This is a genomic window from Pseudomonas psychrophila HA-4 (assembly GCF_000282975.1).
Classification (GTDB): Bacteria; Pseudomonadota; Gammaproteobacteria; order Pseudomonadales; family Pseudomonadaceae; genus Aquipseudomonas; species Aquipseudomonas psychrophila_A.
The window spans coordinates 13,996-38,058 of record NZ_ALJC01000119.1 but is presented as its reverse complement, the minus strand read 5'-3'; the positions used below and the strand labels follow the sequence as shown (position 1 = coordinate 38,058).

26 protein-coding genes are annotated in these 24,063 nt (G+C 58.1%); 21 read left to right on the top strand and 5 right to left on the bottom strand.

Features of this window, described 5'->3' with window-relative positions:
* The first annotated feature begins 63 nt into the window (after positions 1–63).
* From B347_RS0120515 to B347_RS0120470, 10 genes are all read left to right on the top strand, one after another.
* Positions 64–435, top strand: coding sequence for a chemotaxis response regulator CheY (locus B347_RS0120515; protein WP_019411571.1), 372 nt, complete (start codon positions 64–66; stop codon positions 433–435).
* 20 nt (positions 436–455) lie between these two features.
* Complete coding sequence (locus B347_RS0120510; protein WP_026014318.1) at positions 456–1,244, top strand: protein phosphatase CheZ; 789 nt, start codon at positions 456–458, stop codon at positions 1,242–1,244.
* A 65-nt stretch (positions 1,245–1,309) separates the two neighbouring features.
* A complete protein-coding gene (locus B347_RS0120505) occupies positions 1,310–3,535 on the top strand; it encodes a chemotaxis protein CheA (RefSeq protein WP_019411569.1) in 2,226 nt (741 codons plus the stop codon).
* Between the two features lie 49 nt (positions 3,536–3,584).
* A complete protein-coding gene (locus tag B347_RS0120500) occupies positions 3,585–4,727 on the top strand; it encodes a protein-glutamate methylesterase/protein-glutamine glutaminase (RefSeq protein WP_019411568.1) in 1,143 nt (380 codons plus the stop codon).
* Positions 4,727–5,467 carry a flagellar motor protein gene (locus tag B347_RS0120495; RefSeq protein WP_019411567.1) on the top strand — a complete coding sequence of 247 codons (741 nt, stop codon included), beginning with the start codon at positions 4,727–4,729 and terminating at the stop codon, positions 5,465–5,467. Before B347_RS0120500 ends, B347_RS0120495 begins: the two co-directional genes overlap by 1 nt.
* Positions 5,468–5,469: 2 nt before the next feature.
* Positions 5,470–6,360: a flagellar motor protein MotD gene (gene motD, locus B347_RS0120490; protein WP_019411566.1), complete on the top strand. Its 891-nt coding sequence runs from the start codon at positions 5,470–5,472 to the stop codon at positions 6,358–6,360.
* Positions 6,361–6,409: 49 nt separating this feature from the next.
* Positions 6,410–7,198, top strand: a complete 789-nt coding sequence (locus B347_RS0120485) for a ParA family protein (protein ID WP_019411565.1) — start codon at positions 6,410–6,412, stop codon at positions 7,196–7,198.
* Between the two features lie 81 nt (positions 7,199–7,279).
* The gene (locus tag B347_RS0120480; RefSeq protein WP_019411564.1) at positions 7,280–8,080 is read left to right on the top strand and encodes a CheW domain-containing protein; all 801 of its coding nucleotides are present in this window, start codon (positions 7,280–7,282) and stop codon (positions 8,078–8,080) included.
* A 64-nt stretch (positions 8,081–8,144) separates the two neighbouring features.
* Positions 8,145–8,624 (top strand): chemotaxis protein CheW, encoded by a 480-nt coding sequence (locus tag B347_RS0120475; RefSeq protein WP_019411563.1) that lies wholly within the window; start codon positions 8,145–8,147, stop codon positions 8,622–8,624.
* On the top strand, positions 8,625–9,017 hold the full coding sequence (locus tag B347_RS0120470) for a DUF2802 domain-containing protein (protein ID WP_019411562.1): 393 nt from the start codon (positions 8,625–8,627) through the stop codon (positions 9,015–9,017).
* A gap of 69 nt (positions 9,018–9,086) precedes the next feature.
* Here B347_RS0120470 and B347_RS25630 read toward each other — a convergent pair whose 3' ends face one another.
* The 3 genes from B347_RS25630 to B347_RS0120455 form a co-directional block, all read right to left on the bottom strand.
* Positions 9,087–10,139, bottom strand: a complete 1,053-nt coding sequence (locus B347_RS25630) for an RHS repeat-associated core domain-containing protein (RefSeq protein ID WP_019411561.1) — start codon at positions 10,137–10,139, stop codon at positions 9,087–9,089.
* A gap of 142 nt (positions 10,140–10,281) precedes the next feature.
* A complete protein-coding gene (locus B347_RS0120460) occupies positions 10,282–10,599 on the bottom strand; it encodes an EscU/YscU/HrcU family type III secretion system export apparatus switch protein (RefSeq protein ID WP_019411560.1) in 318 nt (105 codons plus the stop codon).
* Entirely contained in the window at positions 10,596–12,170 is a 1,575-nt protein-coding gene (locus tag B347_RS0120455) for a flagellar hook-length control protein FliK (protein WP_019411559.1), read from the bottom strand. The genes B347_RS0120460 and B347_RS0120455 overlap by 4 nt, the downstream gene beginning before the upstream one ends.
* Before the next feature lie 192 nt (positions 12,171–12,362).
* Between B347_RS0120455 and ccmA the strand changes: the two genes are divergently transcribed.
* The 11 genes from ccmA to B347_RS0120400 all read left to right on the top strand — a co-directional run bounded on the left by ccmA (position 12,363) and on the right by B347_RS0120400 (position 20,873).
* Complete coding sequence (ccmA, locus tag B347_RS0120450; RefSeq protein ID WP_026014317.1) at positions 12,363–12,998, top strand: cytochrome c biogenesis heme-transporting ATPase CcmA; 636 nt, start codon at positions 12,363–12,365, stop codon at positions 12,996–12,998.
* On the top strand, positions 12,995–13,663 hold the full coding sequence (gene ccmB, locus B347_RS0120445) for a heme exporter protein CcmB (RefSeq protein ID WP_026014316.1): 669 nt from the start codon (positions 12,995–12,997) through the stop codon (positions 13,661–13,663). The genes ccmA and ccmB overlap by 4 nt, the downstream gene beginning before the upstream one ends.
* Positions 13,664–13,755: 92 nt before the next feature.
* Positions 13,756–14,514, top strand: a complete 759-nt coding sequence (locus tag B347_RS0120440; protein ID WP_192812400.1) for a heme ABC transporter permease — start codon at positions 13,756–13,758, stop codon at positions 14,512–14,514.
* Positions 14,511–14,687, top strand: coding sequence for a heme exporter protein CcmD (gene ccmD / locus B347_RS0120435; protein WP_019411555.1), 177 nt, complete (start codon positions 14,511–14,513; stop codon positions 14,685–14,687). Before B347_RS0120440 ends, ccmD begins: the two co-directional genes overlap by 4 nt.
* Positions 14,684–15,157, top strand: a complete 474-nt coding sequence (gene ccmE, locus B347_RS0120430; RefSeq protein WP_019411554.1) for a cytochrome c maturation protein CcmE — start codon at positions 14,684–14,686, stop codon at positions 15,155–15,157. Before ccmD ends, ccmE begins: the two co-directional genes overlap by 4 nt.
* Complete coding sequence (locus tag B347_RS0120425) at positions 15,157–17,145, top strand: heme lyase CcmF/NrfE family subunit (protein ID WP_019411553.1); 1,989 nt, start codon at positions 15,157–15,159, stop codon at positions 17,143–17,145. The genes ccmE and B347_RS0120425 overlap by 1 nt, the downstream gene beginning before the upstream one ends.
* Positions 17,142–17,678, top strand: a complete 537-nt coding sequence (locus B347_RS0120420) for a DsbE family thiol:disulfide interchange protein (protein ID WP_019411552.1) — start codon at positions 17,142–17,144, stop codon at positions 17,676–17,678. The genes B347_RS0120425 and B347_RS0120420 overlap by 4 nt, the downstream gene beginning before the upstream one ends.
* Complete coding sequence (locus B347_RS0120415; protein ID WP_019411551.1) at positions 17,675–18,151, top strand: cytochrome c-type biogenesis protein; 477 nt, start codon at positions 17,675–17,677, stop codon at positions 18,149–18,151. The genes B347_RS0120420 and B347_RS0120415 overlap by 4 nt, the downstream gene beginning before the upstream one ends.
* Positions 18,144–19,346: a c-type cytochrome biogenesis protein CcmI gene (gene ccmI / locus B347_RS0120410; protein ID WP_019411550.1), complete on the top strand. Its 1,203-nt coding sequence runs from the start codon at positions 18,144–18,146 to the stop codon at positions 19,344–19,346. The genes B347_RS0120415 and ccmI overlap by 8 nt, the downstream gene beginning before the upstream one ends.
* Before the next feature lie 147 nt (positions 19,347–19,493).
* Entirely contained in the window at positions 19,494–19,889 is a 396-nt protein-coding gene (locus B347_RS0120405) for a hypothetical protein (protein ID WP_019411549.1), read from the top strand.
* Between the two features lie 141 nt (positions 19,890–20,030).
* On the top strand, positions 20,031–20,873 hold the full coding sequence (locus tag B347_RS0120400) for a PhzF family phenazine biosynthesis protein (RefSeq protein WP_019411548.1): 843 nt from the start codon (positions 20,031–20,033) through the stop codon (positions 20,871–20,873).
* A 15-nt stretch (positions 20,874–20,888) separates the two neighbouring features.
* On the opposite strand, the gene B347_RS0120395 is transcribed toward B347_RS0120400, so the two are convergent.
* Positions 20,889–22,826: a DNA topoisomerase III gene (locus B347_RS0120395; protein ID WP_019411547.1), complete on the bottom strand. Its 1,938-nt coding sequence runs from the start codon at positions 22,824–22,826 to the stop codon at positions 20,889–20,891.
* A 164-nt stretch (positions 22,827–22,990) separates the two neighbouring features.
* Entirely contained in the window at positions 22,991–23,989 is a 999-nt protein-coding gene (locus tag B347_RS0120390; protein ID WP_019411546.1) for a sulfate ABC transporter substrate-binding protein, read from the bottom strand.
* Between the last annotated feature and the right edge of the window lie 74 nt (positions 23,990–24,063).

The following is a 24,063-nucleotide window of genomic DNA, read 5'->3' as shown; positions in this document are numbered from 1 at the left end:
GAAATGACGCGTTCAGAAACAGGGCGCGTTTAAGACTGCTTGGAGGTCGAATTGGACAAGAATATGAAAATCCTCATCGTTGATGATTTTTCAACGATGAGGCGGATCATTAAAAACCTGTTGCGTGACCTCGGGTTCACCAACACGGTCGAGGCGGATGACGGCACGACTGCGCTTCCGATCCTCAATCTGGGTCACATCGACTTTTTGGTGACTGACTGGAACATGCCTGGCATGACCGGTATCGAACTGCTGCGCCATGTACGCGCGGACGAAAAACTTAAGCATTTGCCCGTGCTGATGGTGACTGCCGAGGCCAAGCGTGAGCAGATCATTGAAGCCGCTCAAGCTGGCGTGAACGGCTATGTGGTCAAGCCGTTTACCGCTATCGCACTCAAAGACAAGATCGAGAAGATCTTCGATCGCATCGGTTGAATGGTTCCCTGGGGGGCGCAATGGAGCAGATGGATTCAACAACGGGCGAGTTTGAATCGACCCTCAAAAAACATGCTCACGAACTGGTCGAAAGCCTGGAAAAAGGCCAGTTTGGCGACGCCGTGCAATTGATTCATGAGCTGAACCAGACCCGTGATCGCGGTCTGTACCGGGAAGTCGGCAAGCTGACGCGCGAATTGCACAGCGCGATTGTCGATTTTCATATTGATCCGACCATGCCGCGCGCTGAAGAAGTGTCGCAGATCACGGATGCCACTGAGCGTTTGGCTTATGTTGTGAAGCTGACGGAAGCCGCCGCCAATCGGACCATGGATCTGGTCGAGCACTGTACGCCGCTGGTCAATGGCCTCGGTCAGGAAGCCAAAGCCTTGAGTGCCGACTGGGGGCGATTCATGCGCCGTGAAGTCGGTGCGCAAGAGTTTCGTGAGCTGGCGCATCGGGTTGACAGTTTTTTGACGCGAAGTGAAGCCGAGCAGCAGATTGTTTCCAGCAATCTGACTGACATTCTGCTGGCCCAGGATTACCAAGACCTCACCGGTCAGGTGATCAAGCGCGTCACGCAGTTGGTCACGGACGTTGAACGCAATTTGCTCAAATTGGTGCTGATGGCCAGCCAAGTCGATCGCTTCGCCGGGATCGAACATGACCGTGATGCGCTGCGTGCTGAAAATAATTCGCAAAAAAACCTAGCTAAGGGTGAAGGTCCGCAGATTCATGCCGATAAGCGTAGTGACGTCGTATCCGGCCAGGATGATGTAGACGATTTGTTGTCCAGTTTAGGTTTCTAGGTCTTGAGTAGGCGTGCGGGCGCAGTTGTCCGGCGCTGAAAGTCCCTACTTCAAGGAGCACGTACATGAGCTTCGGCGCCGATGAAGAAATCCTTCAGGATTTTCTGGTTGAAGCCGGCGAAATTTTAGAGTTGCTGTCCGAACAACTGGTTGAGCTGGAAAGCCGACCGGATGATGCAGACTTGCTCAATGCTATTTTTCGCGGTTTTCACACTGTAAAAGGGGGCGCCGGCTTCTTGCAGCTCAATGAGCTGGTGGAGTGCTGCCACATTGCCGAAAACGTCTTCGACATCCTGCGCAAGGGTGAGCGCGGCGTCGACTCGGAGCTGATGGACGTGGTGCTTGAGGCGCTGGACGCGGTCAACGGGATGTTTGCGCAAGTACGCGAACGCAGCCCGATTACTGCGGCCACACCCGAGCTGCTTGCGGCGCTGGCGCGACTGGCTGAGCCCGCTACGACTCAGGTGTCAGCTGCACCAGAGCCCGTTGCAGCGGCAGTGGCAAGCACGCCAAGCAACGACATCGTCGATATCACTGACAACGAATTTGAGCTGCTGCTCGACTCGCTGAACGCAGTCAAGGCTGACGCAGAGCACGTGACTGCGGCCACTGAAGTTGCCCCGCTTAACGACGAAATCAGCGACGCCGAGTTCGAGTCATTGCTTGACCAATTGCATGGTAAAGGCCGGTTCTCCCCGGATGCTGTTTCCCGGACCGCGCCGGGTGTTGCACCCGCTGAGCCCGTGGCCGCCAGCAATGAGATCACTGACGACGAATTTGAAGCCTTGCTTGATCAGTTGCATGGCAAGGGTTCGTTCAGTGCTGATGCGCTAGACGCCGTTGCGACTGCGCCAACGGAGGTAGCGGCCGGGCCGACTGAGCTGGCCCCCGAGACGCACCCCGATCACATCAGCGATCACGAATTTGAAGCGTTGCTCGACGAGCTGCACGGCAAAGGTAAGTTCTCGGCCCAAAGCCCGGCTGTTGCGGCGGCGATAGCCCCGGCGCCTGTGGCTGTTGCCGCGCCGGTCGCAAAAAAACCTGACACCAACGCGGGTGCGCCGCGTTCTGCGCCCGCGCGTGCAACGGCTCCTCCGGCAGAGAAACCGACCGCCTCCGAGGCCGAAACCACCGTGCGGGTCGACACCGCACGGCTCGACGAAATCATGAACATGGTGGGCGAGCTGGTGCTGGTGCGTAACCGATTGGTACGTCTGGGCCTCAACAGTCACGACGAAGCCATGGCCAAGGCGTTGTCTAATCTCGATGTGGTCACCGCTGACCTGCAAACCTCGGTCATGAAGACCCGGATGCAACCGATCAAGAAAGTCTTCGGTCGCTTCCCACGTCTGGTACGCGATTTGGCGCGCCAACTGAAAAAAGAAATCAGCCTGGAACTGGTGGGCGAAGAAACCGACCTCGACAAAAACTTGGTTGAGGCGCTGGCCGATCCATTGGTGCACTTGGTGCGTAACGCAGTCGACCATGGTTGCGAAACCCCGGAAGAGCGTGAAGCCGCTGGCAAGCAGCGTTGTGGGCGAGTGATTCTGTCGGCCGAGCAGGAAGGCGACCATATCCTGCTATCGATCTCGGATGACGGCAAAGGCATGGACGCCAATGTGCTGCGCGCCATTGCCGTCAAAAAAGGCTTGATGGACAAAGACGCTGCCGACCGCCTGAGCGACAACGATTGCTATAACTTGATTTTTGCGCCTGGCTTCTCGACCAAAACCGAGATTTCCGATGTGTCTGGCCGTGGCGTGGGCATGGACGTGGTGAAAACCAAAATCGCCCAACTCAACGGCTCGCTGGCCATTGAGTCGACCCTGGGCAAAGGCTCGAAGATTGTGATCAAGGTGCCGCTGACCCTGGCGATCATGCCGACGCTAATGGTGATGCTGGGCAATCAGGCGTTTGCTTTCCCGCTGGTTAACGTCAACGAAATCTTTCACCTCGACCTGTCGCGTACCAACGTGGTCGATGGTCAAGAAGTAGTGATCGTGCGCGACAAAGCGCTGCCGTTGTTTTACCTCAAGCGTTGGCTGGTGGCTTCGGCCGAGCACGAAGAGCAACGCGAAGGGCATGTGGTGATTTTGTCGGTGGGCACCCAGCGCATCGGCTTTGTGGTTGATCAACTGGTTGGCCAGGAAGAAGTGGTCATCAAACCGTTGGGCAAAATGCTTCAGGGCACGCCTGGCATGTCGGGCGCCACCATTACCGGTGACGGTCGTATTGCCTTGATCCTGGATGTGCCGAGCATGCTCAAGCACTACGCCTCACGGCGTATTTGATTCTGGTCGCGCGGGGCGCTGGTGCCCCACGCCGCCTAACGGAGTGTTTATGGTAGTCAAGGTCCTGGTGGTGGACGATTCTGGTTTTTTCCGCCGCCGTGTCTCGGAAATTTTGTCCGCTGACCCGACAATTCAGGTGATCGGCACCGCCACGAATGGCAAGGAAGCCATCGATCAGGCGCTGGCGCTCAAGCCCGACGTGATCACCATGGATTACGAAATGCCGTTGATGGACGGCATCACCGCTGTGCGTCACATCATGCAGCGCTGTCCGACGCCGGTATTGATGTTTTCTTCGCTGACCCACGAAGGCGCCCGGGTAACGCTCGATGCGCTGGACGCTGGGGCGGTGGACTTCCTGCCGAAGAACTTCGAAGACATCTCGCGAAACCCAGACAAAGTCAAACAAATGCTGTGCGAAAAAGTACACAGCATTTCGCGCAGTAACCGGCGTCTGCCCAGCTACAGCGCGCCGACGCCAGTGCCTGCTCCCACGCCTGCGCCGGTTAGCCGTCCGGCACTCGGCGGTTTTACGACGCCAGTAGCCGCTCCGGCGCCTGTGCGGACCCCGCCGATTACCAGTCGCGCGGCCCCGGCGCCAGTCCCCCATTCACCGGCGCCAAAACGAAAGGCCTACAAGCTGCTGGCCATTGGCACTTCCACGGGTGGCCCGGTGGCGTTGCAACGGGTATTGACCCAATTGCCGGGTAACTTTCCGGCGCCCATCGTGTTGGTGCAACACATGCCAGCGGCGTTCACCAAGGCTTTTGCCGAGCGCCTAGACAAACTGTGCCGCATCAGCGTCAAGGAGGCTGAAGACGGTGATACCTTGCGCCCAGGTCTGGCCTTGCTGGCGCCTGGCGGCAAGCAAATGATGATCGACGGCCGCGGCACGGTCAGAATCCTGCCAGGCGATGAGCGTCTGAACTACAAGCCGTGTGTCGATATCACCTTTGGTTCTGCGGCTAAGTCTTATGGTGACAAAGTTTTGGCGGTGGTTTTGACGGGCATGGGCGCGGACGGTCGCGAGGGTGCGCGCCTGCTCAAACAGGGCGGCAGTCAGGTGTGGGCGCAAGACGAAGCGAGCTGTGTGATTTACGGCATGCCCATGGCCATTGTTAAAGCCGGTCTGGCGGACGCGGTATACAGCCTCGACGACATGGGGCGGCATCTGATTGAGGCCTGTCATTAATGGACGTCCTTAGCCTGATCGGAATCATCATGGCCTTTGTCGCGATTATTGGCGGCAACTATCTGGAAGGAGGGCACTTTGGAGCCCTGGCCAACGGTCCGGCAGCGCTGATCGTACTCGGCGGCACCATCGGTGCGGCGTTATTGCAGTCACCCATGAGCGCTTTCAAACGGGCCATACAGACCGTGGGCTGGATTTTGTTTCCGCCGCACATCGACATGGCAGGCGGGGTCGACCGGGTCGTCAACTGGAGCCTCACGGCACGCAAGGAAGGCTTGCTCGGCCTTGAAGGCGTGGCCGACGCCGAGCCTGACAGTTATGCGCGCAAAGGCCTGCAGTTGCTGGTCGATGGGGTTGAGCCCGAGGCCATTCGCAGCGTGCTGGAGGTTGATTACATGACCCAGGAAAGCCGCGATATCGACGCTGCCAAAGTCTTTGAATGCATGGGCGGCTATGCGCCCACCATCGGCATCATTGGTGCCGTCATGGGCTTGATCCATGTAATGGGCAATCTGGCAGACCCGACCCAATTGGGCAGCGGGATTGCCGTGGCCTTTGTGGCAACCATTTACGGGGTGGCCAGTGCCAACTTGGTATTGCTGCCTATTGCCAGCAAGCTCAAGGGCATTGCCGCGCGGCAATCGCTGTACCGCGAAATGCTGCTCGAAGGCATCCTCTCAATTGCCGAAGGCGAAAACCCGCGGGCCATCGAACTCAAGCTTCAAGGGTTTACGGGATAACCATGAGTCGCCGCCGTCGCGCTGTCGAAGAGCACGTCAATCACGAACGCTGGCTGGTGTCCTACGCGGACTTCATCACCTTGCTGTTTGCTTTTTTTGTGGTCATGTACTCGATTTCGTCGATCAACGAAGGCAAATACAAAGTGGTTTCCGAGGCGCTGGTTGGGGTGTTCAAGGACAGCGAGCGCAGCATCAAGCCTATTCCGATAGGCGATGAGCGGCCGCTGACCAGCAAGCCGGCCGAGCCTCTGATCAAAGACAGCGAACATACCGATGCCGGACTTGGGCAGATTCCGGATGACCCGCTTAAAACCATTGCCAATGACATGACCCAAAGCTTTGGCGATTTGATTGCCTCCCACCAAATGACCGTGAGCGGTAACGAGCTGTGGGTCGAGATTGAACTCAACTCTAGCCTGCTGTTTGGCAGCGGCGATGCGATGCCCAGCGATTTGGCGTTCAGCATCATCGACAAGGTGGCAGCGATCCTCAAACCTTTCGACAATCCGATTCATGTCGAAGGGTTCACTGATAATTTGCCGATCCGCACCGTGCAATATCCCACCAACTGGGAATTGTCCTCGGCACGCTCGGCCAGCATTGTGCGCATGATGGCGATGCAAGGTGTTAACCCTGCACGTATGGCCTCAGTGGGGTACGCCGAGTTTCAGCCGGTGGCCAATAACGACACGCCCGAAGGGCGTGCACGCAACCGTCGAGTGGTGTTGGTGGTGTCCCGTAATCTGGAAGTGCGTCGCAGCCTGACCGGCAGCGGTACCTCCAATGCAACACCGGATGCGGCCCTTAAGCGGGCTGGCACACAAACTGCACCGCCGCATACAACGCCGCTGGTTCGTGGGAATGGTGTCAATTCCCCGTCACCGTCCCTATAAGTGCATGTCAATTCTCGGCCGGCAAAGTGCAGCCGGGAGGAACAACTGAATGAGAGTCTGGGCAGTAGCTAATCAAAAAGGTGGAGTCGGCAAGACCACCACATCCATCGCTCTGGCCGGTTTGCTGGCTGAGGCGGGCAAGCGCGTGGTCGTGGTCGATCTCGACCCGCACGGTTCCATGACCAGTTATTTCGGTTATGACCCGGACGCCCTTGAACACAGCAATTACGATCTGTTTTTGCACAAGGGTCAGGTACCCGAAGGCCTGACCGCGCAATTGCTGTTGTCCACCAGCAACGAGCAGATTGCCTTGTTGCCGGCCAGCACTGCGCTTGCCACGCTAGAGCGCCAATCGCCCGGGCAAAGTGGTCTGGGGTTGGTGATCGCTCGTGCCCTGGCTCAACTGTGGCAAGACTACGATTACGCGATCATTGATAGCCCGCCCTTGCTTGGCGTGCTGATGGTCAATGCATTGGCGGCCAGCCAGCAGTTGGTGATCCCGGTGCAAACCGAGCACCTGGCGCTGATGGGGCTGGAACGCATGGTCAATACACTGGCGATGATCAACCGTTCGCGCCAGCAGGCGTTGCCATTCTGCATCGTGCCAACCTTGTTCGATCGCCGTACCCAGGCCTCGATGAGCACCTTGCGGGTGTTGCGCGATTCGCACCCCGAAACGCTTTGGCAAGGTTTTATTCCGGTCGATACGCGTTTGCGTGATGCGAGCCGAGCAGGGCTTACACCTTCGCAGTTCGACAACAAAAGCCGTGGCACGATTGCGTATCGCGCCTTGCTCAAACATATGTTGACTCAGCAACTTTCGCCGCAGGCGGTGTGAGATGGGCGCGCATCCACGTCTCTCCGTTGAGCTGCCAACCTTGCTAGGTTTTTGTCGCCTTGGCGCTGAAGGGGGCACCTTATGAAGCAACTGGTCGCGCTGTCTACGAGCCCGCAAGTGGCGTTGCAGTCTTACTTGGACACCTTGTTGTTTGATGCCACGCAAGAGGTGCTGGATGACGTCCCGCTGCCCGAGCCCGAGCCCGAGCCTGAAGCGCTGGAGGATTTTGCCGCTGCCGTGCGTGAAGAACAGGTGCGTGATGCACGCGCTGCTCAGGTAGAAGTGGCGGTGCCGCTGGAACTGTCTGCGGTCATTCCGAGTGCCGAGTTGTGGGTGCCGCCTCTGGTTGAGGTGCATCGTGCGAGTGCGTCGGGTACGCGCTTGGCGGTTCAGGATGACGGGCGCCCCGCGTGGGCGAGCGAGCCGTTCGAGTGCTTATTGTTCGACGTTGCCGGGCTCACATTGGCTGTGCCGCTGGTGTGCCTGGGCTCGATTTACTCGCTGGAAGGCCGTGAGCTGACCCCGCTGTTTGGTCAGCCAGAATGGTTTTTGGGCATTCTGCCAAGCCAGAGTGGCAAGCTCAACGTACTCGACACGGCCCGTTGGGTGATGCCTGATCGCTATCGCGACGATTTCCGTGAAGGGTTGCAATACGTCATCTCGGTCCAGGGCTATGAGTGGGGGTTGGCGGTGCATCAGGTCAGCCGCTCGTTACGTCTGGACCCTAACCAAATCAAATGGCGTTCCCATCGTGGGCAACGTCCTTGGCTGGCGGGCACCGTGATCGAGCACATGTGTGCATTGCTAGACGTAGCTGAGTTGGCGGACTTGATCGCCAGTGGTGGCGCCAGACACATGGCAGATCACAAAGCAGACAAATAAGCGACCGGCCTTGAGCGCGGTCACACAGCACACACCGTTATGGTTTTAGTCAGGGGTTTGGGGAATGAAGCAATCAGCCGCACAGGGTTCCGAAGATCCGATCCTGCAATGGGTCACCTTCAAGCTGGACAACGAGACCTACGGCATCAACGTGATGCAAGTGCAGGAAGTGCTGCGCTATACCGAAATTGCCCCGGTACCGGGTGCGCCAGCCTATGTGTTGGGCATCATCAACCTGCGTGGCAACGTGGTAACGGTCATCGACACCCGTCAGCGTTTTGGCTTGAACCCGGCCGACATCAGCGACAACTCTCGTATCGTCATCATCGAGGCCGACAAGCAAGTGGTCGGAATTTTGGTCGACAGCGTGGCTGAAGTGGTTTACCTGCGTCAGTCTGAAATCGAAACGGCGCCCAACGTGGGCAACGACGAGTCTGCTAAGTTTATTCAGGGCGTCTGCAACAAGAACGGCGAACTGCTGATTCTGGTTGAACTGGACAAAATGATGACCGAAGAAGAATGGTCGGACCTGGAGAACATCTGATTGATCCTTGAGGTGGCGGTAATCGTGCTAGGGCTGCTGTGGGCAGCCAGTCTGTATGTGTTCGTGACGTACGTGCGCAAACAGCGCGTGGTAGCGACGCGGCAGGCCGTGGCCGATGCCCAGCGCGATCGCCGCCTCAAAGAACTCAGCCGCCGCCTGGACACCTACCAGAACGGCAACGTGCAAATGGGCGAAGAACTGCATGAAATGCGCTCTGTCGTTGCGCCCCTGCCTGAAAAACTGACCCGCCTGGAGCAGCGCGACCCGACCAGCCTGTCGTTTGATCAGGCCGCGCGGTTGGTGGGCATGGGTGCCAGCGTCGACGAATTGACCCAATCGTGCGGGTTGACCCAGGCTGAGGCTGAGTTGATGAGCAAGATGCATAAGGGTTGAAATTGAACTTCTCTTGCAGAACAACGTATTGATCGAAAGATGGAATGTTTAACTTTTAAAAGTGAATAGTTAATGGTTTCGGATGTTGCTTAGTGTTTTGTGGATATAGATAAGTAGGTTTTTTTTGTTGTTAATTAATTGAATTTTAATTGTATTTAGTTTGCTTGCTTGGCTCGGGCTTCTTTGATGGCTAGGTATTTTTTGTAGTGTGTATTTTATGTTCCCTAAATAGTCATGTGTTGCAAAAAATGCTGAAGTGTCGACTGCGGAGGGGTGACCGAGAGGACCGTCAATATAATGTGGAGCCATGTTGCTTGAGGGCAGTGCTTTAAAGCCAAAAGCTTCTTGAGCAAGCCGATAAGCTTCCTTGATATCAGCGGGAGCGTGTGGTGTCTCATTTACTGAGACGCGGCCTATAAACTCACCCCGTTTTTCAGCGGCGACGGCGCGTGCGTATTCAGCGCCTTTTCTTTTATTCATTTTGAGTCCTGCCTTCCTCCACGTAGCACGCCTAGCTTCGCTAGCCGTAGCCGTAGCCGTAGCCGTAGCCGTAGCCCTTGACCTTGGTATTGCAATACGTGAGGACGCTTTTTTTATTAGAGTCTTTACGGGAATATTACCCGATGGATCATTCCAGTTAATGGGGTCGTTTTTGCAATAGGCATACGCATTTATTCCACCATCCTCAAATGGACTCATGGGGTCAGGGCTATTGAACTTCATCAGCACGGGGTTGAATGCGCGAAGGCCATTGCCTAATAAATAATGCCCGGTCAGCGGCTCGCAACGCTCGCCATTAAATCCTAATAGACTGGCCAGCCCACTGTGATCGGGCTGATGACCATAAAGGTTATAAATAAAGGCATCATGCTGTGTGTTTTTTATTGCTTGAATCACAGAGCCTTGTGGGTCAGTGGCTAATAGGGTGTTTTCCTGTTGAGGTGCTTGTTGGCGGTGCTGCGCCAGGACATTTTTATCGTATTGGAACAACGAGTAACTGAGCACTCCTTGAATCTCTGTGGCCAGTTTATTGGCGCAATAAAAGCGTAGCCCAAGGGCTTGCGTATCTGACAAACAATTGATCAATCGATCCATCGGATCATAACGATAAATAGAGGCCATGCCCGGTACTCCCGTCAGGTATTTCAAAATACGCAGGGTCGGTTGTATGAGTGGCGTTGTCTACTGGCAGAACTGATAGGTATGTCAAGGTATAGGTATGCATGGATCTTTTGATCGTTAAAAGATCTGCAGCCTACGGGGTTTAGCGCGGCGTAATATCACGTTCCACCGGCCCGGCATCCGGGTCAAAGCCTTCTGGGAATTTACCTTTCAATTGCCAGGCAAAGGCAATAATTTCGGCCAGTGTTCGGTACAGCTCCTGCGGGATGCTGTCGCCCAATTCCATGCGCGCCAGTAACCTGACCAGCTCGGCATTCTCATAAATAGGCACTTCGTACTCGCGGGCCAGTTTAAGGATGGCTTCGGCCAGTGCGTCATCGCCTTTGGCTGTCAGGGTGGGTGCCTGGTTACCGTCGTATTTGAGGGCAATGGCCTGACGTGGTTCGGAGTGTGCGCTCATGCGGTGTCGTCGACCCAGCGGTGTTCAAGTTTGGCAGAGCCGCTGTGGGGCGGGGTGCCTTGGTGGCAGTCGAGGTCGGTGACGCTCAGGCCTGCATCATTTAAGCGCTGACGCAGCACGCCCAGTTGGCTGGCGATCAGTTCGGCCGTGTCGCTGCGTTGCGCCCACAATTGCCCGGACAGGTTGCCACGAATCAGTTGCGCCTGCACATGCAGCGGCCCTAAGGGTGTTAGGTCGAAAGCCAGTTCGACGCGCCACAGTTGATCCTTGGTTTCGCGGTGTTCGCGTTGCTCATTCGGCTGGTGCTGGGGCGGCTCTTCACGCTGGAACTTGACCTGCAACGGCACGATGTCGTGCGCGTTGCGCATGGGGATTTCCAATTGCCAAGTGGTCAGCAGATTACCGTCTGCGGTGCGCCCGCTTTGCTCCAGACTCGCCAGTTGATGGCTTTGCAGGCGTGAAATAGCGGCAGCGGCGAGTTTGAGTAAGTTTTCCAGGCTGTCGTCAGCGTCGCCGCTTTGCAGCAGGCGCGTTGGCAAGGGGAAACCTCCTGGTTGAGGTTTGGCGCTGACCTGGCCAAGCATGCCCAGCGCGTTGCGAACAAAGGTTGGTAACGCCTGCGCCTGAGTGCTGGCGGCCGCCCCCGGGGTAAAGCTGGTATTGGCCGGAACACCGGGCTGGATATGCGCAATCAGGCGCAGTAGTGAGGCTTTCATGTCCGGGGCCAGCGCTTGCAGCTGTCCACCGAGCAGTTTTGCTTCCAGAAACGCCCCACTGTTAAGTAGGGAACTGCTTAAAGCACCGGGGTTGCTCAGTTGTTGGGGGGTCGGCAAGCCGCTCAGCAGCTTGTCGATTGCACCGCGCAGTCCGTCCGGCATGTTGTCGCTTGCTGGCGGGAGATTTTTCAAGGCAGTTAACAGGCCTTCGAGCGAGCCTTGACGGGCTTGCTGAGTGGCCAGTTGTTGGGCAATGGCCAATTGGTCTTGGCGGCCGCTGAGTGGCACGAAGTCCAGCGTTTGGCTGTTTTGTACCTGTGCGGTCAGCAAACTGGCGATGCGCAAGGGCTGTGGGCTGTCGACGAGCAGTGTGTTGCCGCTCAGGGCGGTGTTGAGCAAGGTCACCAGCGAGCGATAGACCGTGGGTTGTCCAGCCGCTTGTGGCAATACTTGAGTGCTTAGCACCTTGCCTTGTAGCAGCGTGCCCGACGGAAATTGTTGCGGATCAAGGCGGGTGAGGGTGGCAGCGCTGCTGCTCAAGGCTTGTTGCACACTAATTGCCAGGTTGCCAGGTGATGGTTGAGTCACCGACAGTAGCGTGCCCAGAGGCAAGGGCTGGTTGCTGTTAACCTGCACGTGAGTTTGCTGGCCGCTGTCGAGGGTCAATTTGAGCAGCAGTTCAAACACCGCATCGCCTTGCTTGAGAGACAAAACTTGCGCCTGAGCACTTTGGCCCGGCCCGATCAGGCCATCCAGGGGTTGCAGCAGCTTGAGCACTTCGCCACCGACAGCACTGGGGCGTAGGTTGGTGGGCGCAGCTTGTGGGATGTGGGGAATATTCATATCGCTTTTCATCGTCACAACCTGTCGAAATTGCCCTCTTTAGAGTAGGACATGGCATGTATAATGCTGCCCCGTTGGTTAAGGGGCTTGAAAAACAACACAATTCTTTGATCCAGCTCTCTTATACAGGCCGTAAATGCATTTATGCTGCATCACTTTAACGGCCCCGCCCGCGCCGACTTGAACCGTGAAGGCCTCAATTACGTGACCAGCCCTCTTCTAGAAGCCGTAGCGCTCGCTTGTGAGCGTGATTGGCGTCTGTTGTTTGAAAATCTTGAATTGCGACTGAGCCCCTGCGACATGCTGCAAATCAGCGGCCCCAATGGCAGTGGTAAAACCAGTCTGCTGCGTTTGTTAGCGGGCCTGATGCAACCGACAGCGGGCGAAATACGGCTCAACGGGCAGGCCTTGAATGGGCAGCGCGCAGCGTTGGCCAGTCACTTGCTCTGGATCGGCCACGCGGCCGGAATCAAGGACTTGCTCACCGCCGAAGAAAACCTCAGTTGGCTTTGTGCCCTGCATCGCCCCGCGAGCCGCGAAGCGATTTGGGCGGCACTGGCCGCCGTTGGTCTAAAGGGGTTTGAAGATGTGCCGTGCCACACCTTGTCGGCCGGGCAGCAGCGGCGAGTAGCGTTGGCTCGCCTGCACCTGGACAGCCCGGCGCTGTGGATTCTCGACGAACCGTTTACCGCGTTGGATAAACAAGGTGTGGCGCAACTTGAAGAACATTTGGCCCGCCACTGCGAACGCGGAGGCTTGGTGGTGCTGACCACTCACCATACGTTGACCCGAGTGCCTGCCGGTTATCGCGATCTTGATTTGGGGCGATGGGCCGTATGAGTGTGTTTGCATCGTTGCTGGCGCGTGAAGCGCGTTTATTGTTTCGGCGTCCTGCCGAGTTGGCGAACCCGCTGGTTTTTTTCGCGATTGTGATCGCCATGTTTCCGTTGGCCGTTGGCCCTGAGACTCAATTGTTGCAAACCTTGTCCCCCGGCTTGCTGTGGGTGGCTGCACTTTTATCGGTTCTGCTCTCGCTGGACGGGCTATTTCGTAGTGATTTCGAAGACGGGTCACTGGAGCAGTGGGTCCTTTCGTCGCACCCCTTGCCACTACTGGTATTGGCCAAGGTACTGGCACACTGGGCGTTTTCCGGGCTGGCGCTGGTGATTTTGTCACCATTGCTGGCGCTGATGCTGGGATTGCCGGTGGCCTGTTTGCCGGTGTTGTTGATGTCGTTACTGCTCGGCACGCCGGTGCTGAGTTTGTTGGGTGCCGTGGGCGCCGCGCTGACGGTGGGGCTTAAACGCGGTGGCTTACTGCTGGCGTTGCTGATTTTGCCCTTGTATATCCCGGTGCTGATCCTTGGCAGTGGCGCGTTGCAAGCGGCATTACAAGGCATGCCTGCGACCGGTTATCTGTTATGGCTGGGTAGCCTGACCGCCCTGGCAGTAACCCTGACACCTTTTGCTATAGCGGCCGGCCTGAAAATCAGCGTCGGCGAATGAATAATGAGGTCTGGCCCCACAAGGGTCAGTAAAGACCCGCGCTTTGATAGCGACCCTCGCAGGTCGCGTCAAAGCACCGTGATGGAAACAGCGTGATGAACTGGACTTGGTTTCACAAACTCGGCTCGCCCAAATGGTTCTATGCCATCAGCGGGCGCTTGCTGCCCTGGTTGAGTATTGCCGCCGTGTTGCTGATTGTCAGCGGGGTGGTCTGGGGCTTGGCGTTTGCGCCGCCGGACTATCAGCAAGGCAACAGCTTTCGGATCATCTACATCCATGTTCCGGCGGCCCTGTTGGCGCAGTCCTGCTACGTGATGCTGGCGGTGTGCGGGGTGGTGGGGCTGGTCTGGAAGATGAAAATCGCTGACGTCGCGCTGCAATGCGCCGCGCCCATCGGTGCTTGGATGACCGCCGTTGCGCTGGTCACTGGCGCCATCTGGGGTAAGCCGACCTGGGGGTCGTGGTGGGTGTGGGATGCACGCCTGACCTCAATGCTGATTCTGCTGTTTCTGTACTTCGGCCTGATTGCCCTAGGCAATGCCATTACCAATCGCGACAGCGCAGCCAAGGCCTGCGCAGTGCTGGCGATTGTCGGCGTGATCAATATCCCGATCATCAAATACTCGGTGGAGTGGTGGAACACCCTGCACCAAGGCGCGACCTTTACCCTCACTGAAAAACCGGCAATGCCAGTGGAAATGTGGCTGCCGTTGCTGCTCACCGTGCTCGGTTTTTATTGCTTCTTTGGCGCCGTGCTGTTGCTGCGCATGCGCTTGGATGTGCTCAAGCGCGAGGCGCGCAGCAGTTGGGCCAAGGCTGAAGTGTTAAAAGCGCTGGAGGGTTCGCGATGAGTTTTGCTTCTTTCAGCGACTTTGTCGCCATGGGCCATCACGGCCTGTATGTCTGGTCGGCCTATGGCATTTGTCTGGCCGTGCTGGCGTTAAACGTGGCGCTGCCGCTGACGGCGCGCCGACGTTATTTGCAACAAGAGGCGCGTCGTCTGCGTCGGGAGAGTTCGAAGTGAATCCGCTGCGTAAAAAACGTTTGATCATCATCCTGGCGATTTTGGTGGGCATTGGCGCGGCTGTTGCGCTGGCCCTCAGCGCCTTGCAGCAGAACATCAACCTGTTTTACACCCCGACCCAGATCGCTAATGGCGAAGCGCCAACTGATACCCGGATTCGTGCGGGCGGCATGGTGGAAGCCGGTTCGCTGAAACGCTCGGGCGACTCACTTGACGTTGAGTTCGTGGTCACTGACTTCAACAAGGCTGTGACCATTCAATACCGCGGCATCCTGCCGGACCTGTTCCGTGAAGGGCAGGGCATTGTCGCGTTGGGCAAGCTCAACGCCCAAGGTGTGGTTGTTGCCGATGAAGTGTTGGCCAAGCATGACGAAAAATACATGCCGCCCGAAGTGACCAAGGCGCTCAAAGAGAGTGGCCAGTCTGCGCCTGCGCCGGTCGACTCTGCACCGGCTAACGAGGTTAAGTGATGACGTCTGGACTGTTTATTCCCGAATTGGGCCACTTGGCCATGATTCTGGCGCTGTGCTTTGCCATCGTGCAGGCCATCGTGCCGCTGCTCGGCGCCTGGCGCGGCGACAAATTGTGGATGAGCCTCGCGCAACCAGCGGCTTGGGGCCAGTTCGCCTTTTTGCTGTTTGCCTTCGGCTGCCTGACCTACGCGTTTATGGCCGATGACTTCTCGGTGGCGTACGTTGCCAGCAACTCCAACAGCGCGCTGCCGTGGTACTACAAGTTCAGCGCCGTGTGGGGCGCCCACGAAGGCTCGTTGCTGTTGTGGGCAATGATTCTGGGCGGCTGGACCTTCGCCGTGTCGGTCTTCTCGCGCCAGTTGCCGCAGGTGATGCTGGCGCGGGTGCTGTCGATCATGGGCATGATCAGCGTCGGCTTCTTACTGTTTCTGATTTTGACCTCCAACCCCTTCGCACGCTTGCTCCCGCAAATGCCTGCGGATGGCAATGACCTCAACCCACTGTTGCAAGACATCGGTCTGATCGTTCACCCGCCGATGTTGTACATGGGCTATGTCGGCTTCTCGGTGGCCTTTGCCTTCGCCATTGCGGCCTTGCTCGGTGGTCGGCTAGATGCCGCGTGGGCGCGCTGGTCGCGCCCTTGGACTATCGTGGCGTGGGCCTTTCTGGGCATCGGTATCACCTTGGGCTCGTGGTGGGCGTATTACGAACTTGGCTGGGGGGGCTGGTGGTTCTGGGACCCAGTGGAAAACGCGTCCTTTATGCCATGGTTGGTCGGCACGGCGCTGATTCACTCGCTGGCCGTGACGGAGAAACGCGGGGTGTTTAAAAGCTGGACCGTGTTGCTGGCGATTGCCGCATTCTCGTTGAGCCTGCTCGGAACGTTCCTGGTGCGCTCCGGGGTGCTGACGTCGGTTCACGCGTTCGCGTCCGATCCTGAGCGCGGTGTGTTTATCCTGATCTTCCTGCTGTTCGTGGTAGGCGGCTCGCTCACGCTGTTTGCGCTGCGGGCGCCGGTGGTCAAAAGCCATGTCGGTTTTAACCTGTGGTCGCGTGAGACGTTGCTGCTGGGCAATAACCTGATTTTGGTCGTGGCCGCGTCGATGATTCTGCTCGGCACCTTGTACCCGCTGATTCTGGACGCCATCAGCGGCGCCAAAATGTCGGTTGGCCCGCCGTACTTCAACGCGCTGTTTATCCCGCTGATGGGCTTGCTGATGGTGGTGATGGCAGTGGGTGTGCTGGTGCGCTGGAAAGACACCCCGATCAAGTGGCTGCTGGGCATGTTGACGCCGGTGCTGCTCGGCAGCGCTGCCCTGTCGGCGATTGCCGGTGTGGCCTATGGCGACTTCAACTGGGCCGTGATGACCACCTTTATGTTGGCGGCTTGGGTGTTGCTGGCCGGGGTGCGCGACATTGGCGACAAAACCCGTCACAAAGGCCTGATCAAAGGCATGCGCAGCCTGACCCGCAGCTATTGGGGCATGCAGATTGCGCACCTAGGTATCGCGGTATGCGCGGTGGGCGTGGTGTTGTCGAGCCAGAACAGTGCCGAGCGCGACCTGCGTTTGGCGCCGGGCGAGTCGATGGAACTGGCGGGTTACCAGTTCATTTTTGAAGGGGCTAAGCATTTTGAAGGCCCGAACTTTACGTCAGACAAAGGCACCGTGCGCGTTATCCGCAACGGTAAGGAAGTCAGCGTGTTGCACCCGGAAAAACGGTTGTACACGGTGCAAAGTTCAATGATGACTGAAGCCGGGATCGATGCTGGTTTCACCCGTGACTTGTACGTGGCACTGGGTGAACCACTGGAAAATGGCGCTTGGGCGGTCCGTGTGCATGTTAAGCCATTTGTGCGTTGGATCTGGTTTGGCGGTTTGCTCACTGGATTCGGTGGTTTGCTGGCGGCGCTGGACCGCCGTTATCGGGTCAAGGTTAAAACCCGCGTGCGCGACGCGCTGGGCATGAAAGGAGAAGCCGCATGAGACGCTGGCTAATGCTGGTCCCGCTGGTGGTGTTTTTGGGCATGGCGGGGTTTCTCTACAAAGGCCTGTACCTGGACCCGACCGAGTTGCCGTCGACCATGATCGGCAAGCCATTCCCGGCGTTCAGCTTGCCCTCGGTTGAGGGTGATAAAACCCTGACCGAAGCCGACCTCAAGGGTAAGCCCGCGCTGGTTAACGTCTGGGCCACGTGGTGTGTGTCGTGCAAAGTCGAGCACCCGGTGCTGACCAAACTGGCCGCGCAAGGTGTGGTGATTTATGGCGTCAACTACAAAGACATTAATGCGGACGCGAAAAAGTGGCTCCAGGAGTTCCACAACCCGTATCAATTGGACATCAACGATGAAGCGGGCTCGCTGGGCCTGAACCTAGGCGTGTACGGCGCCCCCGAAACCTTTCTGATCGACAGCCAGGGCATCATTCGTCACAAGTTTGTCGGCGTGATCGACGAGCGTGTGTGGCGTGAGCAACTGGCGGGTAAATACCAAGCCCTGGTTGACGAGGCTAAGCCATGAAGCGCTGGTTAGCGGCCGTTGCTTTCGGGTTGACGCTCACGGGCGCGGCGCACGCGGCCATCGACACCTATGAATTCGCCAATGACGCTGAACGTGCGCGCTTTCGTGAATTGACCCAGGAGCTGCGTTGCCCCAAGTGCCAGAATCAGGACATCGCTGATTCCAATGCACCGATCGCCACCGACCTGCGCCGCGAGATCTTCCGCATGCTGGGCGAGGGCAAGGACAACCAGCAGATCATCGACTTTATGGTCGACCGCTACGGCGACTTTGTGCGCTATAAACCGGCCTTGACCAGCACAACCCTGGTGCTGTGGTTTGGCCCGCTGGCCTTGTTGGTGGGCGGTTTGGTGGTGATCGGGGTGATTGTTGGGCGCCGCCGTCGTACAGAGCCTGTCGCAGGTTCGGACACACTTTCTGCCGAGGAGCGTCAGCGCCTCGACACCTTGCTGGATAAAACCAAAGATGATTGATTTCTGGCTCGCAGCAGGCTTGCTGCTACTGATCGCCCTCAGTTTCTTACTCATCCCGGTATTGCGCGGTCGCCGTGCCCAGCGCGAAGAAGACCGCACCGCCTTGAATGTGGCGCTGTACCAAGAGCGTGTGGCCGAATTGCAGGCGCAGCGCGAAGACGGTGTATTGACCGCTGAGCAACTGGAAGCAGGGCGCGCCGAAGCCGCCCGCGAACTGCTGGCGGACACCGAGGGTGTGGCCCCGTCACGCACCTCGAGCCTTGGCAAAGCCGTGCCGGTTTTGGCGGCGCTCCTGGTCCCGGTCCTTGGTTTGGGCATGTACCTGCACTTTGGTGCCAGTGACAAGGTTGAGCTGACCCACGAATTCTCGACCCCGCCGCAATCGCTCGAAGAGATGATTACGCGCCTTGAGCGTGCCGCCGCTGCGCAACCAGAGTCCGCCGAGAGCTGGTACTTCTTGGGCCGCGCCTACATGGCCCAAAACCGTTCGACCGATGCGGCCAAAGTGTTTGAACGGGCGGTTGCACTGGCTGGGCGTCAGCCAGAACTGTTGGGGCAGTGGGCGCAGGCGCAGTACTTTGCCGACAATAAAAAGTGGAGCGACAAGACCCAGGCGTTGACCGATGAAGCCCTGAAGGCCGACCCGAAAGAAGTCACCAGCCTAGGCTTGCTTGGTATCGCGGCTTTTGAGGGCAAGCGCTATCAGGAGGCAATCACCTACTGGGAGCGTTTGTTGAAGGAATTGCCCGTGGGCGATCCGTCGCGCGAAGCCTTAGAAGGCGGCATTGAGCGCGCCCGTGAGCAGTTGCTGGCCAGCGGGGGCAAGGTTGAAGCCGCGCCTGTCGCCAAAGCCGAGGCGTCGATCAAAGTCAGCGTCGATTTGGCTGATGCGGTCAAAGCCAGCGTATTGCCGGGTGATAGCGTCTTCATCTTTGCCCGTGCGACGTCTGGACCAGCGGCGCCGCTGGCGGCCAAGCGCGTGACCGTGGCCGACCTGCCCATCACCGTAGAACTGGGCGATGCCGATGCAATGATGCCGCAATTGAAACTGTCTAACTTTCCTGAAGTCCAACTGGTTGCGCGCATTTCCCGTGCTGGCCAACCGACAGCTGGCGAATGGGTAGGGCGCAGCAAACCGTTGGCCAACAGCACCCAAACACTGCAACAGCTGACCATCGACAGCCCGGATAAGTAAGCGCTGGGAGACTCTATGGTGTAAAGCAAGCCGATTTCGTAGCAGTTGCTGAGCATCGCGGTGCTCAGCAACTGCTACGAGATTTGAGCGTGCCATAGATCTGGACTGCCGCCGTTGATTTCATCATTACTTACATGAGAACCCGTTATGGCCGCACTTGCTCGAATCACCCTGCTTAGTCTGGCCGTCGGCCTGAGTGCTTGCACGGTTCATCAGCCTTACGAACCCTCCGCGCCCTCAACACCCAGCCCAATCCCGGCGCCTCAGCCTTCTGACAAACCGCTGCCAGACATGCCCATCCCGCAGCCGCCAAAACCGTTGCCGCGCACCTCAGCCACCTTTGCGCCGCCACCGGGTGGCCCGAGCCATTGGGATGCGCGCATGGGCGTCTACGTACTTGATGACCAGAGCAACATCTTTTATCGCCAGCGCACCTACTACCGCTGGGACAACGGCTGGAGCCGAGCAGTCAGTCCGAACGGGCCGTGGGAAGACACCGACATCAGCGGTGTGCCGCCGGGTTTGAGTCGGCAGTTCAAGTAGCGCCGAGAGGCGACCCTGATGCACCGTCCCTTGTAGGAGGGCGCTTGTTCGCGATCTTTTAAATGATCAAAAGATCGCGAGACAAGCTCGCTTCTACAAGGGAATATCTCGGTCCTAATTGACCGCCATCAGGAGCCCGGCATGAGCCAATTTGAATTCAAGCAGGTCGATGTTTTTAGCACGGTTGCCCTTAAAGGCAATCCGGTGGCTGTGGTGCTGGAGGCTGACAGTTTGACCGATGAGCAAATGGCTGACTTTGCCCGTTGGACCAACCTCAGTGAAACCACCTTTGTACTCAAACCCCAGAACCCCAAGGCGGATTACCGTCTGCGAATTTTCACCACGCTCACAGAGCTGCCGTTTGCGGGGCACCCGACGCTGGGCAGTTGCCATGCCTGGCTGGAAGCCGGGGGCAAACCACGAGGTGAAGCGATCATTCAAGAGTGCGGCGTAGGCCTGATAACCCTTCGTCGTAACGGCGAGCAACTGGCCTTTGCTGCTCCACCGCTGCTGCGCTCCGGGGCTGTTGAGGACGCGTTGTTGCAGCGTGTGTGTGCGGGTTTACGCATTGAACGGCACGATGTGCTGCAAGCGCGCTGGGTCGACAATGGCCCGGGTTGGGTAGCAGTGCTGCTGCGTGATCGTGAGCAGGTACTGGCGTTAAACCCCGATTTCTCCCAGCTCCAGGGCTTGGCCTTGGGCGTCGTTGCACCCTGGACGCCTGCGCGTAATGGTGATGAGGCACAGTTTGAAGTGCGCGCGTTTGTGGCGGGCGACGGCATGTCTGAAGACCCAGTCACTGGTAGTTTGAATGCGGGGTTGGCGCAGTGGTTGATCGCAGACGGGCTAGCCCCGGCGCGTTATGTCGTCAGTCAAGGCACCGCCATGGGCCGAGCCGGGCGGGTGTTCATTGAGCAGATTGGCCAGGATATTTGGGTCGGTGGCGCAGCCGTGACCTGCATTTCCGGGGCATTGAGCCTTTGATTGACGCCGGCTCACTCAGGCACTTTTAGCTTTGGTCACGCGCTTGGCCTTGGGCTTGCCCGCTGGGCTTTTGCGTTTTTTCTTCCACGCCGGAGCCACACCCGCCGGGCTGGCCGGGCCGCTGATGGTCAGGCGCAGACCGCTGCAGCGTTCGATGTGTTTGCTCATCCAGGCGGCTTGTTTGGCGACGAAGATGTCGAGGGTCATTTCGCCACTTTGCACCATATCCAGCGCTTGCTCCCAAATGGCGGTGGTGCCGGGGTCGGCGATGGCGCGGGGCACGGCGTCGATCAGGCTAAAAGCTGGCGCTGTGGCCGCCAGTGCCTTGCCGTTTTTGATCAGGTAGCCGCGGTCGAGCAAGCCTTGAATGATGCCGGCGCGAGTGGCTTCGGTGCCGATACCGGTGGTGTCTTTGAGCTTTTGTTTGAGCAGCGGGTCTTGCACCAATTTGGCGACGTTTTTCATCGCTTTGATCAGGTCGCCTTCGGTGAAGGGCTTGGGCGGTTGGGTCCACAGGTCTTTGAGGTGCACGTTGGCAATCGCGCAGTCGAGCCCTTCACGCAGTATCGGTAAGGGTTGTGGCGCTGGGGCCTCGCGGCCTTTGGCCGGGGCCAAGGCTTCGGGCAGGGCGCGTTTCCAGCCCGGCTCGACGATTTGTTTGCCGACGGCGCGCAAGTGCTGGCCAGCGCAATCGAAATCGGCTTGGGTGCGGTCGTATTCGTGGTTGGGCAGGAACTGCGCCAGGTAACGTGCACGAATCAACGTGTAAACAGCGCGGTGTTTACCGCTCAGGCGTTCGAGGTTTTTAGCGGCGGCGGTAGGGATGATGCCGTGGTGAGCGCTGACTTTGGCGTCGTTCCATGCCCGTGAGCGGCGTTGTGGGTCGAGGTGTTCGGCCAGCGGCGCAAGGCTGGGGTCGGCCTGGCGCAAGGCCGCCAGAATTGAGGCTGCTTCGGCGTGCTGGCTTTGGGGCAGGTAACCGCAATCGCTGCGCGGGTAGGTCACGACCTTGTAGGTTTCATACAAGGCTTGGGCGACGTCGAGGGTTTCTTGGGCGCCGAGGCCGAGCTTTTTTGAACACACTTCTTGCAGGGTGCCGAGGTCGAATGGCAATGGCGCGACTTCGCGCATGCGCTCGGTGCGCAACGTGCTGACCCTGGCATGGCGGGCGTTGTTGATCGCCGTTGCGGCCTGCTGTGCATGGGCCTGATTGAGGCAGCGGTCCTGATCGTCGCAGGTGTCGGGGTTGGCCCGCCATTGGGCGGTGAACAGCTGGTTGTCGTGGTTGAGCTGCACGTCAATCGCCCAATACGCCACGGGCACAAAGTCGCTGATGCTGCGATCGCGGTCGACCACGAGACGCAGGGTCGGCGTTTGCACGCGGCCTACGGGCAACACGCCTTGATAGCCTGATTGGCGCCCGAGCAAGGTAAACAGGCGACTCATGTTCATGCCAATCAGCCAGTCGGCCCGCGAGCGTCCTAGGGCGGAATGGTAGAGGTTGAAGGTTTCGGCGCCAGGCTTTAGGGCGCCTAGGGCCTTGCGAATTGACGCGTCGTCCAGGGCTGACAGCCACAAGCGCTGGATTGGGCCACGGTAACGGCAGTGTTCGACCAGTTCGCGGGCGATCATTTCACCTTCGCGGTCGGCGTCGGTGGCAATGACCAATTCGCTGGCTTCACCGAGCAGGCGTTTGACGGCTTTGAACTGGCTGGCGGTTTTGGGTTTGACCCGCATCTTCCATTTATCCGGGACGATCGGCAGGTCGGCCAGCACCCAACGCTTGTAGCGTTCGTCGTAGGCGTCTGGCGGGGCGGTTTCGAGCAGGTGGCCGATGCACCACGTGACCGTGGCATTAGGCCCCACCCAGCAGCCATCACCGCGTCGGCTGGCACCGAGCACGGCGGCAATGTCTTTGGCTTGGGAAGGTTTTTCACACAGAAACAACCGCATCACTTCACTCGTTCGTGCGTCGCAGAAGAGGTGCAGCATGGGCAGTCATTGGCGGGAGAGCAAGTGTTTTTACTGTGTTTTTGTACAGGTGGTGAGGGCGGGCTTGCTTTGCGAGCTTTTAGAACGTCAAAAGATCGCGAGGCAAGCTCGCTCCTACGGGGGGGTTATTGGCCGTTGTAAATCTGATCGAATACGCCGCCATCGTTGAAGTATTTTTTCTGCACGTCGCGCCAGTCACCGAAGGTTTTCTCAACCGACAGGAAGTCGACTTTCGGGAAGCGGTCGTTGTACTTGGCCAATATCGCCTTGTCGCGTGGGCGCAGGTAGTTGTTGGCGGCAATTTCCTGGCCTTCTGGTGACCACAGGTATTTCAGGTATTCATCGGCTGCCGCACGGGTGCCTTTTTTGTCGACCACTTTATCGACGACGGTCACGGGTGGCTCAGCTTCGGCCGAGACGCTTGGGTAGATCACTTCGAACTGATCGCGGCCGAATTCGCGGGCGATCATTTCAGCTTCGTTTTCGAAGGTCACCAGTACGTCGCCGATCTGGTTGGTCATGAAAGTGGTGGTGGCTGCACGGCCGCCGGTGTCCAGCACCGGTGCTTGTTTGAACAGCTTGCCGACGAATTCTCTGGCCTTGGTTTCGTCACCGCCATTTTTCAGCACATAACCCCAGGCTGAGAGGAAGGTGTAGCGGCCGTTACCCGAAGTTTTCGGGTTCGGCACGATCACTTGCACGCCATCCTTGAGCAGATCCTGCCAGTCGTTCAGGGCTTTCGGGTTGCCTTTACGCACGATAAACACAGTGGCTGAGGTGAACGGTGCGCTGTTGTCCGGCAGGCGGGTCACCCAGTTCTCTGGTACCAGTTTGCCGTTATCGGCCAGGGCGTTGATGTCGGTGGCCATGTTCATGGTGATCACGTCAGCCTTGAGGCCGTCGATCACCGAACGCGCTTGTTTGCTGGAGCCGCCAAACGACATCTGTACGTTGATTTTGTCATTGTGCTCGGCTTGCCAGTGTTTCTGGAAAGCAGCGTTGTAGTCTTTATAGAAGTCCCGCATAACGTCGTAGGACACGTTCAGCAACGTGGTGTCCGCGTGTGCGAAGCTGCTGAGGGCAAGGCCGGCGGCCAATACGGAGGCGCTAAAGAGTTTTTTCACTGCGTATTCCTTGTTATCGGGAGCAATAGGGGCAATTTGCCAGCGACTATAGCGGGTGATGCATAGTCCTTAAA